This is a genomic window from Brevibacillus nitrificans, assembly GCF_003710965.1.
Lineage (GTDB): Bacteria > Bacillota > Bacilli > Brevibacillales > Brevibacillaceae > Brevibacillus > Brevibacillus centrosporus.
In genome coordinates this window covers 210,783-224,815 of sequence record NZ_RHHU01000003.1, presented here as the reverse complement: position 1 = coordinate 224,815, position 14,033 = coordinate 210,783, and the positions used below count along the sequence as shown (strand labels likewise).

The 14,033-nt window shown below is 49.3% G+C and carries 17 protein-coding genes; all 17 read right to left on the bottom strand.

What is annotated here, in order from left to right:
* Position 1 precedes the first annotated feature (1 nt).
* The 17 genes from fliQ to fliF all read right to left on the bottom strand — a co-directional run bounded on the left by fliQ (position 2) and on the right by fliF (position 14,003).
* A complete protein-coding gene (gene fliQ / locus EDM59_RS03020; RefSeq protein ID WP_092266671.1) occupies positions 2 to 271 on the bottom strand; it encodes a flagellar biosynthesis protein FliQ in 270 nt (89 codons plus the stop codon).
* A 30-nt stretch (positions 272 to 301) separates the two neighbouring features.
* Positions 302 to 1,063: a flagellar type III secretion system pore protein FliP gene (fliP, locus tag EDM59_RS03015; RefSeq protein ID WP_092266670.1), complete on the bottom strand. Its 762-nt coding sequence runs from the start codon at positions 1,061 to 1,063 to the stop codon at positions 302 to 304.
* Positions 1,060 to 1,683 carry a flagellar biosynthetic protein FliO gene (locus EDM59_RS03010; RefSeq protein WP_246010880.1) on the bottom strand — a complete coding sequence of 208 codons (624 nt, stop codon included), beginning with the start codon at positions 1,681 to 1,683 and terminating at the stop codon, positions 1,060 to 1,062. Before EDM59_RS03010 ends, fliP begins: the two co-directional genes overlap by 4 nt.
* A 53-nt stretch (positions 1,684 to 1,736) precedes the next feature.
* Positions 1,737 to 2,099 (bottom strand): response regulator, encoded by a 363-nt coding sequence (locus tag EDM59_RS03005; RefSeq protein ID WP_055746983.1) that lies wholly within the window; start codon positions 2,097 to 2,099, stop codon positions 1,737 to 1,739.
* A gap of 35 nt (positions 2,100 to 2,134) precedes the next feature.
* Complete coding sequence (fliY, locus tag EDM59_RS03000; RefSeq protein WP_122922272.1) at positions 2,135 to 3,496, bottom strand: flagellar motor switch phosphatase FliY; 1,362 nt, start codon at positions 3,494 to 3,496, stop codon at positions 2,135 to 2,137.
* Positions 3,489 to 4,484 (bottom strand): flagellar motor switch protein FliM, encoded by a 996-nt coding sequence (fliM, locus tag EDM59_RS02995; RefSeq protein WP_122922271.1) that lies wholly within the window; start codon positions 4,482 to 4,484, stop codon positions 3,489 to 3,491. Before fliM ends, fliY begins: the two co-directional genes overlap by 8 nt.
* A gap of 40 nt (positions 4,485 to 4,524) precedes the next feature.
* Complete coding sequence (locus tag EDM59_RS02990; RefSeq protein WP_122922270.1) at positions 4,525 to 4,980, bottom strand: flagellar basal body-associated FliL family protein; 456 nt, start codon at positions 4,978 to 4,980, stop codon at positions 4,525 to 4,527.
* 14 nt (positions 4,981 to 4,994) lie between these two features.
* Positions 4,995 to 5,216: a flagellar FlbD family protein gene (locus EDM59_RS02985; protein WP_092266665.1), complete on the bottom strand. Its 222-nt coding sequence runs from the start codon at positions 5,214 to 5,216 to the stop codon at positions 4,995 to 4,997.
* Positions 5,217 to 5,284: 68 nt separating this feature from the next.
* Complete coding sequence (gene flgG / locus EDM59_RS02980) at positions 5,285 to 6,103, bottom strand: flagellar basal body rod protein FlgG (RefSeq protein ID WP_122922269.1); 819 nt, start codon at positions 6,101 to 6,103, stop codon at positions 5,285 to 5,287.
* A 93-nt stretch (positions 6,104 to 6,196) separates the two neighbouring features.
* On the bottom strand, positions 6,197 to 6,592 hold the full coding sequence (locus EDM59_RS02975; RefSeq protein ID WP_092266663.1) for a TIGR02530 family flagellar biosynthesis protein: 396 nt from the start codon (positions 6,590 to 6,592) through the stop codon (positions 6,197 to 6,199).
* A 24-nt stretch (positions 6,593 to 6,616) separates the two neighbouring features.
* Positions 6,617 to 7,837: a flagellar hook-length control protein FliK gene (locus EDM59_RS02970; protein ID WP_122922268.1), complete on the bottom strand. Its 1,221-nt coding sequence runs from the start codon at positions 7,835 to 7,837 to the stop codon at positions 6,617 to 6,619.
* A 66-nt stretch (positions 7,838 to 7,903) separates the two neighbouring features.
* Entirely contained in the window at positions 7,904 to 8,815 is a 912-nt protein-coding gene (locus EDM59_RS02965; protein ID WP_122922267.1) for a MotE family protein, read from the bottom strand.
* Positions 8,816 to 8,827: 12 nt separating this feature from the next.
* A complete protein-coding gene (gene fliJ, locus EDM59_RS02960) occupies positions 8,828 to 9,274 on the bottom strand; it encodes a flagellar export protein FliJ (protein WP_092266660.1) in 447 nt (148 codons plus the stop codon).
* Position 9,275: 1 nt separating this feature from the next.
* Positions 9,276 to 10,595: a flagellar protein export ATPase FliI gene (fliI, locus tag EDM59_RS02955; protein ID WP_122922266.1), complete on the bottom strand. Its 1,320-nt coding sequence runs from the start codon at positions 10,593 to 10,595 to the stop codon at positions 9,276 to 9,278.
* Positions 10,592 to 11,410: a FliH/SctL family protein gene (locus tag EDM59_RS02950; RefSeq protein ID WP_122922265.1), complete on the bottom strand. Its 819-nt coding sequence runs from the start codon at positions 11,408 to 11,410 to the stop codon at positions 10,592 to 10,594. Before EDM59_RS02950 ends, fliI begins: the two co-directional genes overlap by 4 nt.
* Entirely contained in the window at positions 11,394 to 12,407 is a 1,014-nt protein-coding gene (gene fliG, locus EDM59_RS02945; protein ID WP_092266657.1) for a flagellar motor switch protein FliG, read from the bottom strand. The genes EDM59_RS02950 and fliG overlap by 17 nt, the downstream gene beginning before the upstream one ends.
* Positions 12,408 to 12,419: 12 nt before the next feature.
* Entirely contained in the window at positions 12,420 to 14,003 is a 1,584-nt protein-coding gene (fliF, locus tag EDM59_RS02940) for a flagellar basal-body MS-ring/collar protein FliF (RefSeq protein ID WP_122922264.1), read from the bottom strand.
* Between the last annotated feature and the right edge of the window lie 30 nt (positions 14,004 to 14,033).

The following is a 14,033-nucleotide window of genomic DNA, read 5'->3' as shown; positions in this document are numbered from 1 at the left end:
GCTACCCGACAAACCGATGGAGGTTTCCAAAGATCCCCGTTGTGAAATCCAGCATGACCCGTAGCATCCATGGCCCCACAGCCAGCAGCGTAATGAACACTGCCAAGATTTTGGGGATAAAGGCTAGCGTCTGTTCCTGGATTTGCGTCGTTGCCTGGAATACACTGACGAGCAAGCCGACCAGCAAGGCAACCCCCAGGGCGGGCGCAGCAAGCAGCAGGATGGTATATACCGAGCTTTGGGCAACCTGCATCAATAATTCTTGTGTCATGCTCTACCTCCTCGAACCCTTTGGGAATTCCTAAAAACTGATCAAAAGTGATTTCACAACCAGATACCAGCCATCCACCATAATGAAGAGCAAGATTTTAAATGGCAAGGAGATCATGACAGGCGGAAGCATCATCATCCCCATCCCCATCAAAATACTGGAGATGACCATGTCAATCACAAGAAACGGAATAAAGATCATAAATCCAATTTGAAAAGCTGTCTTCAGCTCACTGATCGCGTATGCTGGCACCAGTGCGCTCAGCGGTATGTCTTGGATCGTCTTGGGGCGTTCAGTCTTGGTATATTCCATAAAGAGCGCCAAGTCCTTTTCCCTCGTCTGCTTTGCCATGAACTCCTTAAAGGGCACAACCGCTGTATCAAACGCTTGCTGCTGGGTGAGTTTCCCCTGCATGAAAGGCTGTACAGCCGTCTCGTTCACTTTCCCCAGCGTAGGCGCCATGATAAAGAAGGTCATAAACAGAGCCAGAGCAATCAGCACCTGATTGGGGGGCATTTGCTGCGTTGCTAACGCATTGCGAACAAAGGACAGCACAATGACAATCCGTGTAAAGCTTGTCATCAGCAGCAAGATTGCGGGTGCTACCGATAATACCGTCAAAATCAGCAAGAGCTGAATCGCCGAGGATGTTTCTTGAGGCGTTCCCGCTCCGCCGCCAATCTTCAGATCAATGCTCGGAACAAGCGGTGTTCCCGCGGGAGCTGCCAGCACGATTTGCGGTAAAGCGAGCAGCACTGCGGCAATCACGAGCACCTGCCATACATGTTTCATTTTAGGTCCCCTCTGTCCTGAGCGTCCTCTTTGGTCCATACATCTGATTGGACCGGCCGTTTATTCACCTGGTTCCACTGACCATTCAGCAGGTCTTGAAATGTTTGACCGTCCACTTCTGATGTATAAAGAATTTCTTCGTCCACCTGCTTCTTTTTCCCGAATCGCAGCCATGGGAGAGAAAAGGAAGTAGCAAGCGGTTTAATCTCTGCGTCTGCCAGGATTAGATCTACTTCTTCGCCTGGTTCTATCATTCGGAGCAATTGCACATTTTCGCCAACTCCGACGATATACAAGGACTCGCCAATCATCACGACTTGCATCGTCTTCCCATTTCCCAATGCAGCTACAGATATGACCTTGATTGGCCCATGATTTTGTCCGATTTGTCTTTTGCCCAAAAAGCGGAGCAAGAAGTAAATGAGCACAGCGATAAATCCAAGCGAGAATATGACCTGAATCAAATATCCCCACATACTCGTATTTCCACTGCCCGGAATGGCCGCCGGCTGTTCGCCGCCGGCGGGCGCATTGCTCTTTGGTGCATTCCCCTGATTGTAGGAATCCGCTACAGTACCTTCAGCTGATACTACAACAGGAAGGGAGGCGACAAGCAGCATGATGAGACAACAAACCCATATAAGCCTTGTCCCTGCATTCCGGATGGTCCTCATTAGCTCAAGGTCTTTTTGATCGCTTCCAGCACGCGATCTGCCTGGAATGGCTTCACGATAAAGTCTTTTGCGCCCGCCTGAATCGCATCAATAACCATGGCTTGCTGACCCATTGCGGAGCACATGATGACACGCGCGTTCGGATCGAGCTTCTTGATTTCCTTCAACGCAGCAATTCCGTCCATTTCAGGCATCGTGATGTCCATGGTAACCAGGTCAGGACCGAGCTCTTTGTATTTTTCAATTGCTTGAGCGCCGTCACTTGCTTCCCCAACTACGCTGTAGCCATTTTTCGACAGAATTTCCTTGATCATCATACGCATGAACGCTGCATCATCCACGATTAATACTTTGTTTGACATGATAGGCTCCTCCCAATGCTTCACTGTTGATTTCGTTATTGTAATTTTTGTACACGATCGAACTGACTGATGATATCTGTGACACGAACACCGAAGTTTTCGTCAATAACGACAACTTCCCCTTTGGCAATCAACTTGTTGTTTACCAAAATGTCGACATGCTCACCTGCCAGCTTGTCCAACTGTATAATTGATCCAGCGGACAAGTCAAGGATTTCTCTGATTAATTTCTTGGTGCGTCCGAGTTCGACTGTCACTTGCAGAGGAATATCGAGAAGCAGGTTCAGATTTTGCTCTTCACCCGATGCCATCGGGGCACCTCCAAGTGGCGCAAACTGCGCTGGTTTCACGTTTGCATGGTTGGCAGCAGGGCTACCAAAATGCTGAGGTGTCGGCGCTACTGGTGTTGGTGGATAAGCAGGCGGGTACGCCGCGTATCCTGCGTGCTGTGCGTACGGATCCGGGTATACGGGCGGCTGTCCTGGATACCCCATTGGTTGCGCGTACATCGGTGGTGGTGCATAGCCCATTGGCGGCTGCTCATACATAGGCTGCTGTGGCGCTGCTGGAGGCACATAGGCCGGCTCTGGTTGAGCAGGAGCGGCTGCTATCGACGCAGCTGCTGCAGCATGTGTAATCGTCTGTGCGCTTGGCATCTCGATCGCAGCCGCTGCCGCTGCTACCTCTTCATCTGTTCCGCCAACTAGTTTGTCGATCATCTTTTTCGCAAAAGACAGTGGCAAGAGCTGCATAATGTTTGAATCGATGAGTTCTCCATGCTCGCCCACTTTCAAGCGGAAAGAGACTTTCACTAGCGGGCTGTCATCCTCGCTGAAGCTGTCGCCACCTTTTCCTTGCGCCAGATCCATCACATCAATGCCAGGAGGAGTAATATTGATGAACTGATTAAAGATCGTCGACATCGAAGTCGCTGCCGAGCCCATCATCTGGTTCATTGCCTCTTGCACCGCACTGATGTGGAGCTCGGAAAGATCCGTATTGTCAGGTCGTCCTTCTCCACCCATCATCAAGTCGGCGATGACGGCTGCATCCTCCATGCGAATGACCAACAGGTTTATTCCTTTAAAGCCGTCTGTATATTCCACGTGCACAGCTACATGAGGAATCGGGAATTCGCTTTCCAGCTCGTTCACGTTGACGACCGTAACGGTTGGGGTTGTGATATCCACTTTCTGGCTCAGCAAAGTGGATAGCGCTGTCGCTGCACTACCGAAGGAAATATTTCCGATCTCCCCGAGTGCGTCCTGTTCAAATGGGGAAAGAAATTCGGCAACATCCTGTGTCACAGCCGAAATCGCTTCCTCTTCATCCTCAACCAAGTTGTTCGCGCGAAGCAGCGCGTCAATCTCGTCCTGAGAAAGCATGTCTCTACTCATTGTGTTCCTCCCCCTCCTCTATGACTTCATCAATCTGAACAGCCACTTTCCCTTTCATCGTTCCTGGCTGTCCGAGGAATTTCAGCGTATTGCCGATCTTGATCTTCAGCTTGCTATCCAAGGATTGATCCAACTGAATCACATCGCCCGTCTGCAGCTGCAGGAAATCGTGTACCGAAATCGTAGCCGTTCCCATCTCCGCGATAATCGGCAGCTTTGCAGTCTTCACACGTTCCTCAACACGCAACCGTTCTTCTTCATCACGCGTCTTTTTCTGTTTCGAGAACCAGTACTGTCCAGACAGCTTGGTCATGATTGGTTCGAGTACCACGTGTGGCAAGCAAAGATTGATCATGCCTGTGGTATCGCCGATTTTGGTACTGAACGAAATGACCACCACAATCTCGTTTGGTGAGACGATCTGCATGAACTGCGGATTCATCTCAAGTCCTTCCTGATACGGATCCAGTTCAATAATCTGTTTCCATGCCTCGTGGAATGTATCTAGCGCTTTGCCAAACACACGCTCCATCACCGTTGTTTCAATTTCCGTAAGAGCTCCCATTTTTTCCGGGATCGCGCCCTGCCCCCCAAGGAGACGATCGAGCATGGTATAAGCGATGTTTGGGTTCACTTCCAGGACCATACGACCTTCCAGCGGCGGTGCTTCAAAGATGTTGAGAATGGTCATTTTGGGAATGGAACGAATAAACTCGTCGTACGGCAATTGATCGACGGAGGCAACCGTAATTTGCACGAAGGTACGGAGCTGAGCGGAAAAATACGTCGTCAACAATCGCGCGTAGTTTTCATGAATCCGGGTCAAGCCACGGATTTGATCTTTGGAAAAACGCAGAGCTCGTTTAAAGTCATATACTTTTACTTTGCGCTCAGTCTCTTCTTTTTTCAGCTCGTTGGCATCCATTTCTCCTGATGAGAGTGCCGCCAACAAGGCATCAATCTCACTTTGTGAGAGAACCTCGGCCATATATCGTCACCTCCTTGCTATGTATACCTGCATCGCTTCCTTAGGACAAGACGCGTTTGGTCGTCACGACTTGGACGATTTTACCTTCTTGCATCAGGGAGCTGATTTCATTCATAATTTTGGCTTCCAGCTTGTTGACGCCTTCAGTGCCTTTGATATCTTCTGGACTCAAACCTGCCAATGTTTTAATGATGACCTGATTGATCTGCGGCAGGCGCTGTTCCAGCTCCTCTTTGGCATCGGAATTGTCTGCGGTAATTGTGAAGCGGACAATCATGTAATTATTCGTCAGCAGGTTCGTTGTAATTTCACCTGTATCCACCGAGTACTCCTGCATTTCCTTTGCTGACAACGGTTCTAATTGCTTCTCTGCTCCGCTAGTCGTTTGTGCCGCTGGGGAGAGATACGTCTGCCAGAGCACGAAAGAGATAACTCCCAGAAGCGATATCGCGATGATAATGATTAGAGCCATGTTAAACAACCGATTTTGAAACATCGCAAAGCCTCCCGCTATTCATTTACATCGTCCGGCATTTTAGGCGCACTGCTTACCGGATGAACGTTTTGATAAAAGGCTTGGACACGTTCAGCGATTGACTCTGCCGAATCTTTGACGATGTACTTCCTGTCGTTGAACAGAGTAATCACCGTATCGGGAGTAGCCTCCACCGTCTCGATATGAGTGATATTGAGATAAAAAGTGTTCCCGTTAAAACGAGTTAATTTGATCATTGGCTGCTCCTTTCGGGTAGGGAGGAGGGAAAGAACGATTCCTTCCCTCACTCATCCTCTAGAACCAATTATCGTTTCAGGTTAACCAGTTCTTCCAACAGCGTGTCAGAAGTCGTGATGATCCGCGAGTTTGCTTGGAAGCCACGCTGTGCCACGATCATCTCTGTGAACTCTTCAGACAAATCCACATTGGACATTTCCAGCTGACCTGCGATCACACTCACTCGTGCATCTGTAGCAGTTGTAGGAGTCATAGGATCCTCATCACGAGCACCTGCGTTTACAGTGTTCTCATACAAGGAGTTTCCAACCTTCTTCAGACCGCCTGGGTTGTTGAACGTCATCAGGCCGACAGTGTTATCAGAAGCAAGAGCACCTGTATCGTCCACTGTAGTAATTACGCCGTCTTTCCCGATCGAATAGGAAACGATTCCGTCTGCTTGGCTGATCTGGATAGCTGCCCCATCGGAGCTCATCAGCTTCATGCCTTGGGAGTTCACCAGGAACCCTTGCGCATCGCGCGTGAAGTTACCCGCACGTGTGTAGTACATGGTTGCACCGTCATCAGGGCTTACCATGAAGAACGCGTCGCCCTCAATGGACAAATCCGTTGGGAGGTTCGTCGTCATTGGGCTACCAGCGGAAAATACAGTGTCAATCGAGCCAATGGAAGCACCCAGACCAATTTGCGTCGGGTTGGTTCCGCCTTTTCCGTCATCCGTTGGTGCACCCGCACCCTGGATGTTTTGGCTCAAAATATCTTGAAACATAACACGGCCTTTTTTAAAGCCGACGGTATTCACGTTTGCGATGTTATTTCCGATTACGTCCATTTTTGTTTGGAAGCCACGCAAGCCAGAAATACCCGAGTACATGGAACGAAGCATAATCTGTTTCCTCCTCTACGTAAGTTTGGTTACCTCAGTCGGTCAGTAACCTTTGGGCTTCCTCGCGTGAGGTCCAGCCCATTGCTGCCATCCCTACACGAAGATAGCACTATCGATATTGGTAAACACATTGTCCTTCATGCTTCCATCGTCGACAGCGGTAATGATCTTCCGATTTACGATGCTCACGACGTAGGCCACATTATCCATCAGAATGAGAGATTCTTTGGCTCCTTTGGAAGCCGCCTTTTGTACGGCTGTTTCCAGACGTTCCATTTGAGGGGCATCTAGCGTTATCCCCCGTTCCTTCAGTCGATTAACGGCGTGCTGGCTAATGCCTAGGGGCTGCGTTTTGGCTTGCGACCCCAGCGACTCCGTCAAAAACTGCTGAAACGATTTGCCGCTTCCCTGAGCGATCTGGGCAGTGGGTTTGGTGACGTGATTCGTTTTCGGAGGGAAATAGGTCTGCGATACATGAAAGGGATTCATCGCGCTTCCTCCTTAATTCCATTCCTAGACGATATCGTCGATGCCTCGTGCGGATTCACGGAGGCGATTCCATAACGATTCTGTCGATTCATTGTTGTCTACCAGTGCATCTAAGGCGAATTCCTGCTCTTCCTGCTGATCCTGCTGGTTGCTATTATTCTGCTGTTGTCTTGCCTGCTCTCGTTGCTGCTGGAAGTTAAAGGCTGTTTCCTGCTGCTGATTCACTTCCAAGCGGTCTACTTGCAATCCCTGTTGAGTCAAAGCTGCACGCAATTGTGACAGCTGGTTGTCCAGCATATCTTTGCCTGCCTGGGTCTCAGCAGAGAAGTGAGCAGTGATGACCCCGTTATGGGAGGTAATCGTTACATCAACTTGTCCCAAAGACTGCGGATTCAAGATCAGCTTCGCTTCATGAACGCCATTCATTTGTGTCAGCTTCATTTGCTTCACAAAAATTTGCGTTACTTGCTGGGTTAACTGATTGGCATGAACATGATGCGTAGGTACAGATGGTTGCCCAATGGTCTGGTTCGATTGCAATTGGTTTGCAGTTGTCACCGGACCTTGTGCTGTTGTGAACGGCAGTCCGCCATCCTCATTTTCTTCCTGATTCGTCAGGTTGGAGCTTTGCGCAGCAGACTGTACGGTTTGAGACTGAATACCCGCTTCTGCCTTATAAGCAGAAAGACCTTGATGGAAGCGCAATGGCTGGATGTTTTTATTTACATCCTGCTGTGCGTTGTTACTGCTCGTAACTACATCAGAGCGAGTGAGCAACGGACTTTTCTTCCCGGAATCCTGATCGCTTTTTTGAGCTTTCAGGTCTGCCAGCAGAGCAGTCAATTTCTCCAGTTCAGCAGATGCTGGTTCGCCTTCTGCCAGCTTCGCGAGCAGCTGCTTCCAGTTCTCAGGAATTTGCGGCAGTTGGCCTTGTGCCTTTTGCAAAAGCTGATCAATCGCACCTGCTTTTTCTTCCAGCTTCGGCTCGAGCTCTTCCTGGGAATGCTGACCGGAAGCTAGCATTTGGGCGAGCAGCGCCATTAACTCTTGCAGCGCATCCATGTCTTCCTCACTCAGGCCTTCAGGAGCCAATGCAAGCTCATCTGCTGACGGCATGCTTTGCAAGGCCTGTGCCATTTGCATGGAGAACAGCTCACCGATTCCTGCACTTCCAGCAGCTGCACCTGCCGTCGCAGTCACTGTACCGGATGCTCCTACAGGAGTCGCTACACTTGCAACATTCATCTCATTCACCTCCCCTAATTTGGTTTGTTGCTATAGAAACGATAAGCGAGCAGTGTAACCTGTCTCTTATCGAAGCAACTCCTCAGTAATGCGGGCTGCTAGATTGTCATCTTTTTTCTTGTCTTCCTGGGCAATCGCCGCAAGTGTTTGTGCCCGTTTATCCTCAGGCATCTCAGACAAAATCGAAATGGCTCGCGATTTATTCGTTTGCATGAGCGAGCGAATCACAGCAGCTGAATCAGCCGGAGGCATTTGAGCAAATGAATTGACCAATGATTCCTTTGTCCCCGCGTTATTCGAAGACTCATTTTTGGTAGCGCTCAAAGCTTGTGTCAGGACTTGCACTCTCTCTTGCAGTGCTGCGATATCCGCGTCCTTGTTGACTACAGAATCTTTGAGCATGATGGAAATGTCCGCCGCTTTCTTCGGTTCCATCTTCGCCAAAATATCGGCCCGCTGCGCAGGCTTCATTTTGGTCATCACAGTGACTGCTTCCTCTACGCTAAGGTTTTCGATAATGGCTGCTGCATTTTTCGCAGACATCGTCGTATACACTTTTGCCAAGTCTGCAAACTGCTGCTGACGTTCCTCTTCTGTGGCACGTTTGCTTTCCATCATCTTTTTCAGATCATCGACTTGCTTTTCCAATGCTTGGATTGTCGAATCTTTCTTCGCTGTTTCTTCCTTTAATGAAGAAAGAGCTTGCTGACTTTTCACCTGATCCGTTTGCAGAGTGGAAACCTGCTTGGTTAACTCTTCTTTGGGATCAGAGCCGGGAGCCGCTGCATATTCGTCCGGGACTAGCTTTTCCACGTACGGTACGGATTTGGCCCAATGGAGAACATTCCCCAGCACGTTGACCCCCAGCAAGCTGAGAAGCACACCGCCAAGGAGGCTAGCAAACAGCGCAGGAATGACAATCATGTAAAAAAACCATTCCCACTTGCCGTACTCCCGTTCTTCTTGGATTTCTTCCATCTGGTACCTCCCTCAGTTGCTTCGCCGCAGATAGAGCTGGGTGCCGATCTCATCCAACTCTTTTTGCTCCCTCATCTTTTCCGCATCCATATATTGAATGAGGGATTTTTCTCGCAGACGCTGCCACAGCTGCGTTTCTTTCATTCTCTCGGTCAATCGTGACTGGCAGCGCTCTACATCCTGCTCACATCCATGCAAGGTCCGTTGCTGATTGGTGATGGAGCGCTCAACGGCTTGCTTGTAATGCGTAATCTCGATGAGCTGCGCAGCGCTGCAGGTTTGCGTCTGTGCTTCCTGAAGAAGCAGTGACATTTCATCGTGGTGCTCATGCAGTCGGTACAGCTTCCCTTCTTCCTCGTTTTTCCGCTGAACCGATTTTCCGAATGCCCACTCCGCCTGCTCCTTCTCCTTTTCCTTCAGATCCAGAACTTTTTGGAGATGAAACTGAAACACTTTCACGCTAGTTCACTCCTCCGAAATGTGCGGTCAATGCTTTGATGGCACTCTGAATCGTGGATGGCTCGTGAGTCCCCTGTGCCGTAAAATCGCGGATAATATCCCGGTAGCGTATGGCAGCATCGATTTCTCGATTGGTTCCTGGTTTGTACGCACCGATATTGATCAAGTCTTCCGCATCGCTGTAGGTAGCCAAATGTCTTTTCAGCTGTCTAGCAGCTTCCATATGGTCGTCACTGACGATCTCTGTCATGACCCGACTTACGCTGGCGAGTACATCAATCGCAGGAAAATGCCCTTTATGTGCGATTTTACGATCCAGTACGATGTGTCCATCCAAAATACCGCGCGCAGCATCTGCTATCGGATCATTCATATCATCTGAATCTACGAGAACGGTGTAAAATGCGGTAATGCTTCCGCGATCTGCTGTTCCTGCCCGCTCCATCAGCTTGGGAAGCATGGCAAAAACGGAAGGGGTGTAACCCCGCGTTGCCGGCGGCTCGCCGATCGCAAGCCCGACTTCACGCTGCGCCATGGCAAATCGTGTAACAGAGTCCATCATCAGCATGACATTCAAGCCCCGGTCCCGGAAGTATTCTGCAATCGACGTTGCGATCATAGCTCCCTTGATCCGGATCATGGCAGGCTGATCAGAAGTTGCTACCACCACTACCGACTTCTTTAGTCCTTCTTCCCCGAGGTCTCGTTCAATAAACTCCATAACCTCGCGTCCACGTTCCCCAATCAGCCCGATGACATTGATATCTGCTGTTGTGTTTCTCGCAATCATTCCCATCAGGGTACTTTTCCCGACACCGGATCCTGCGAAGATCCCCACACGCTGACCCTTCCCGATCGTGAGTAGTCCGTCGATCGCTCTGACCCCTACACTGAGTGCTTCCTTAATACGTGGACGCAGAATGGGATTGGGCGGCATGTTGTTTGTCGGGTACGTTGAAAGTCCAAAGGGCAGCGAGCCTTGAAACGGACGTCCGAGACCATCCAGGATCGACCCCAGAATCTCTGGCCCTACTTTCACTTCCAATGAGCGACCCGTGGCAACAACATCACAGCCTGGACCAATCGCAGTCAGTTCCCCTAACGGCATCAGCAGTACCTTGTTTTCTCGAAAACCTACAACCTCCGCGATAATGGGCTCCTGACTATTGCTAGGATACAAATGACAGATTTCGCCGAGCTTTACCTCTGGCCCTTGGGACTCGATAGTGAGTCCGACTACTTGTGTCACTTTTCCGTTCACTCGCATCGGATCGATTCCGACAAGCGCTTGCCTGTATTTCGATAAGTCGAGAATACTCATGGCGCTTCACTTCCTCGTGCAATCTCAAGCAGCGCCTGCTTGATCTCTGTCAGTTGGGTATCGATTCGTGCATCTACACTTCCGAGTGGCGTTCGAATCACGCATCCACCATCCTGAACGGTGTAATCGGGATAGACGGACAATTCCGCTTGACCATCCAGCAGCTCGAGCATTTGTGCACGATGCTCCTGCAAATAATCGAAGTGTTTGTGGTTTACACAAACGGTAATGTGCCCGTGAACCCGAGAGCGGCGAAGAACTTTTTTCGCTATCTCCAGCACGTGATCAGGCGTCTGCTGAAGCTCGGTCGTAATGACTTTCTTGGCAACTTCCATGCTAAGCTCTACTAAAAACGGTTCCGCCTCCGCGATAATCTGCTTCTTTTGGGAGAATGCTTGCTCTAGCACCTTGCGAGCTTGTTCGACAGCTTCTGTCTCTTCTTCGCGTGCGATCTGCTTTCCCGTTTCATATCCGCTGTCATGCCCTTCACGAGACGCCTGCTCGTGAACTTCCTGGAATAAGGCCGCTGCCTCCATCCTTTTTTGCTCCCACCACTGCTCAATCTCAGCCAGGGCCTGCTGCTTCGCTTGTTCCGCTTGTTCTGCTGCTTGCTGTAATATTTTTTGAGCTGTTTCTTCCGCGTCCTGTATGATGATTTGCGCTTCTGCCTCAGCCTGATTTAAAATTTTTTGATTTTCTTGCAACCTTTCTGGATCTGATTCCGTCTTTAGGGGTGCAGGCGTTACCGCAAGGAGTACAGAATCGTCAGAAGGCTGATAAAAAGAGGCCTTGATGATCCTAGACAATGATATCATCTCCTCCACCGCGAGCGATGATGATCTCACCAGCCTCCTCTAAGCGACGGATAATGGCCACGATACGAGATTGTGCTTCTTCGACGTCGCGAAGTCGAACGGGCCCCATGAATTCCATTTCTTCTTTGAACGTATCTGCCATCCGTTTGGACATGTTCCGGAAAATGACTTCCCGCACTTCCTCGCTCGCCACTTTGAGCGAAAGCTGGAGATCGGCGTTTTCCACATCCCGGATAACCCGTTGGATGGAACGGTTGTCCAAAGTAGCAATGTCCTCGAACACGAACATACGCTTCTTGATTTCTTCTGCCAACTCGGGATCTTGAATCTCCAAGGAATCCAGGATCGTGCGCTCGGTACCTCGGTCTACACCATTGAGAACTGCAACAATTGCTTCGATACCGCCGGCCTGCGTGTAATCTTGAGTAACGGTAGCGGATAGCTTTTGCTCCAGTACTTGCTCCACTTGTGCGATTACTTCTGGAGATGTACTGTCCATCATGGCAATACGCTTTGCCACCTCTGCCTGACGTTCTTGTGGTAATGCAGACAAGATCATGGCAGCCTGTTGAGCTTCCAAGTATGACAGCACTAAAGCAATAGTCTGTGGATGTTCATTCTGGATGAAATTTAGAATTTGACCAGGGTCTGCTTTTCTGGCAAAATCAAACGGTCTAACTTGCAGGTTGGCTGTAAGGCGATTGATAATATCCATTGCTTTCGTCTCGCCAAGCGCTTTTTGCAAAATTTCTTTGGCGTACGTGATCCCGCCTTGCGCGATGACTTCTTTTGCAACTGCTATTTGATGAAATTCAGATAAGATTTTATCTTTTTCGTCCGTATCTACTTTTCGTACATTGGCAATTTCCAATGTCAGCTGCTCGATCTCATCTTCACGCAAGTGCTTAAACACCTGGGCGGAGATTTCCGGCCCGAGTGAGATGAGAAGGATAGCCGCCTTCTGTCGTCCAGTCAACTCTTTTGCGCCGCGAGCCATACCTTTCACTCCTTAATCTTCTGCTAGCCATGTACGAAGCAGGACAACAAACTCATCCGGTTTGCTTCGCGCCAATTTTTCCAGCTGCTTCCTGACGACGACTTGATCTCCATCTTCCTGGTAAATCAGATCCGGGATTTCCGAAGGTTGGGAAGGCGATAAGAGATCTGATACTTCTTCCTCTTGCTGTCTAGCCTGTTTGCGTCTGCGCAGTACGAGGAATGCAACAGCTGCGAGTGCCAATACAGCAATACCGCCGACAGTCCAAAGGACAGCTGGGCTCAGAGAATTGGAGTCTTCAACAGCTACTTTTCCAGAGAATTGACGTGGCAGGACTGAAATATGCTTGTCCAACTCTTCTTGTGTCAATTCAACACCTTGATTGCTCAAGGTCACACGAACGACATTTCGCAAAACCTGTTTGATGCTCTCGACCGTTGCATCATCCAACGTGCCACCTGCTGGCGGCTCAACACCTACGTTAATCGTGACGTCCTCGATTTTGTAAGGACTCAAGGTTACATTTCGGGTAATCCGGTTGACTTCCCGGTTAATGGTATCATTCAACTCTTCGTAATCACTATTGCTGCCTGTTGGCGTACTAGCAGGATAGCTTGGAACCGCACTTGCTCCCGTTCCTGCAACTCCCCCCGGAGGTGCGCCTTGTCCGGAAAATGTTTTGGATAATTTTTGCGAGGAAATAATAAGGCCTTCGTTGTTTTCTTTATCAGGTGCTTCTACCAGATTCTCTACACGATTTTCCTTATCAAAATTCATTTTGATAAACGTGTGGACAATCACCTTGTCTCTACCCATGATCGTGCCGAGCAGGTTGTACAAGTTTTGCTGCATGGTTTTTTCTACTTCTGCTTTAATCTGTTCCTGCTGTTTAAAACCACTGAGCGTTCCTTCGTTTTCATTTGCTTCCGCTCGTTCTAAAGGATTGGAATATTGGTCCGTAATGGCGATTGCATCCATCGGGAGCTTGGGAACACTTCGCGAGACGAGCAGATACAGCGAGTTAATTTGCTTTTGATCGAGTGTTGTACCTGGCTCTACATCTACGATGACAGAAGCCGTTGCTGTTTCAGGTGTTTCCGTTACCCAGACACTCTCTTGCGGCAGGGTAATCATGACTTGTGCAGCTCGTACACCTTTCACTCGTTCCAGCATCTTGCGCAGTTCTTGTTGCAAGGCTTCTTTTTTCATGACATCGAACTGTCGGTCAGTAACCCCCAACGTATTGGAGAAAATCTCCGAATTGATCCCCGCTTCGCTCGGGATTCCCTGAGCGGCCAGATCCACGATGACATCCTGCGCCATTTTCTCTGGAACCTCAATGCCTGTTCCATTTCCCGTAATTCGGTAAGGAATTTTTTGGCTTTCTAATTCCTGTTTGATGGTTCCTATTTCTTGTTCACTCAGTCGCTGGTTGTATAGTGGTGTGTACACCGGCTGTGAAGCTATGTATATGTATAGACCAAGTGAGATGAGCAGAAACAGCGTGATTCCTGCGATCATCCATTTTTGTTTTTTGGAAAACTGCGTCCATTTTGACGTAAGCTGTTCTCTGAATACTGCCATACGTTCGTTCATGATTCACCTCTCACAGGATACCAACAACAA

What these genes read in the sequence shown, in the direction of transcription:
- fliI (WP_122922266.1), bottom strand. Translation starts at nt 10,595, where the DNA reads ATGAGTATTCTCGACTTATCGAAATACAGGCAAGCGCTTGTCGGAATC.
- EDM59_RS02985 (WP_092266665.1), bottom strand. Translation starts at nt 5,216, where the DNA reads ATGATCAAATTAACTCGTTTTAACGGGAACACTTTTTATCTCAATATC.
- EDM59_RS02990 (WP_122922270.1), bottom strand. Translation starts at nt 4,980, where the DNA reads ATGTTTCAAAATCGGTTGTTTAACATGGCTCTAATCATTATCATCGCG.
- EDM59_RS02965 (WP_122922267.1), bottom strand. Translation starts at nt 8,815, where the DNA reads ATGGAAGAAATCCAAGAAGAACGGGAGTACGGCAAGTGGGAATGGTTT.
- EDM59_RS02950 (WP_122922265.1), bottom strand. Translation starts at nt 11,410, where the DNA reads ATGATATCATTGTCTAGGATCATCAAGGCCTCTTTTTATCAGCCTTCT.
- fliM (WP_122922271.1), bottom strand. Translation starts at nt 4,484, where the DNA reads ATGGCCGAGGTTCTCTCACAAAGTGAGATTGATGCCTTGTTGGCGGCA.
- flgG (WP_122922269.1), bottom strand. Translation starts at nt 6,103, where the DNA reads ATGCTTCGTTCCATGTACTCGGGTATTTCTGGCTTGCGTGGCTTCCAA.
- EDM59_RS02975 (WP_092266663.1), bottom strand. Translation starts at nt 6,592, where the DNA reads ATGAATCCCTTTCATGTATCGCAGACCTATTTCCCTCCGAAAACGAAT.
- fliQ (WP_092266671.1), bottom strand. Translation starts at nt 271, where the DNA reads ATGACACAAGAATTATTGATGCAGGTTGCCCAAAGCTCGGTATATACC.
- fliP (WP_092266670.1), bottom strand. Translation starts at nt 1,063, where the DNA reads ATGAAACATGTATGGCAGGTGCTCGTGATTGCCGCAGTGCTGCTCGCT.
- fliF (WP_122922264.1), bottom strand. Translation starts at nt 14,003, where the DNA reads ATGAACGAACGTATGGCAGTATTCAGAGAACAGCTTACGTCAAAATGG.
- EDM59_RS02970 (WP_122922268.1), bottom strand. Translation starts at nt 7,837, where the DNA reads ATGAATGTTGCAAGTGTAGCGACTCCTGTAGGAGCATCCGGTACAGTG.
- fliG (WP_092266657.1), bottom strand. Translation starts at nt 12,407, where the DNA reads ATGGCTCGCGGCGCAAAAGAGTTGACTGGACGACAGAAGGCGGCTATC.
- fliY (WP_122922272.1), bottom strand. Translation starts at nt 3,496, where the DNA reads ATGAGTAGAGACATGCTTTCTCAGGACGAGATTGACGCGCTGCTTCGC.
- EDM59_RS03005 (WP_055746983.1), bottom strand. Translation starts at nt 2,099, where the DNA reads ATGTCAAACAAAGTATTAATCGTGGATGATGCAGCGTTCATGCGTATG.
- EDM59_RS03010 (WP_246010880.1), bottom strand. Translation starts at nt 1,683, where the DNA reads ATGCTGCTTGTCGCCTCCCTTCCTGTTGTAGTATCAGCTGAAGGTACT.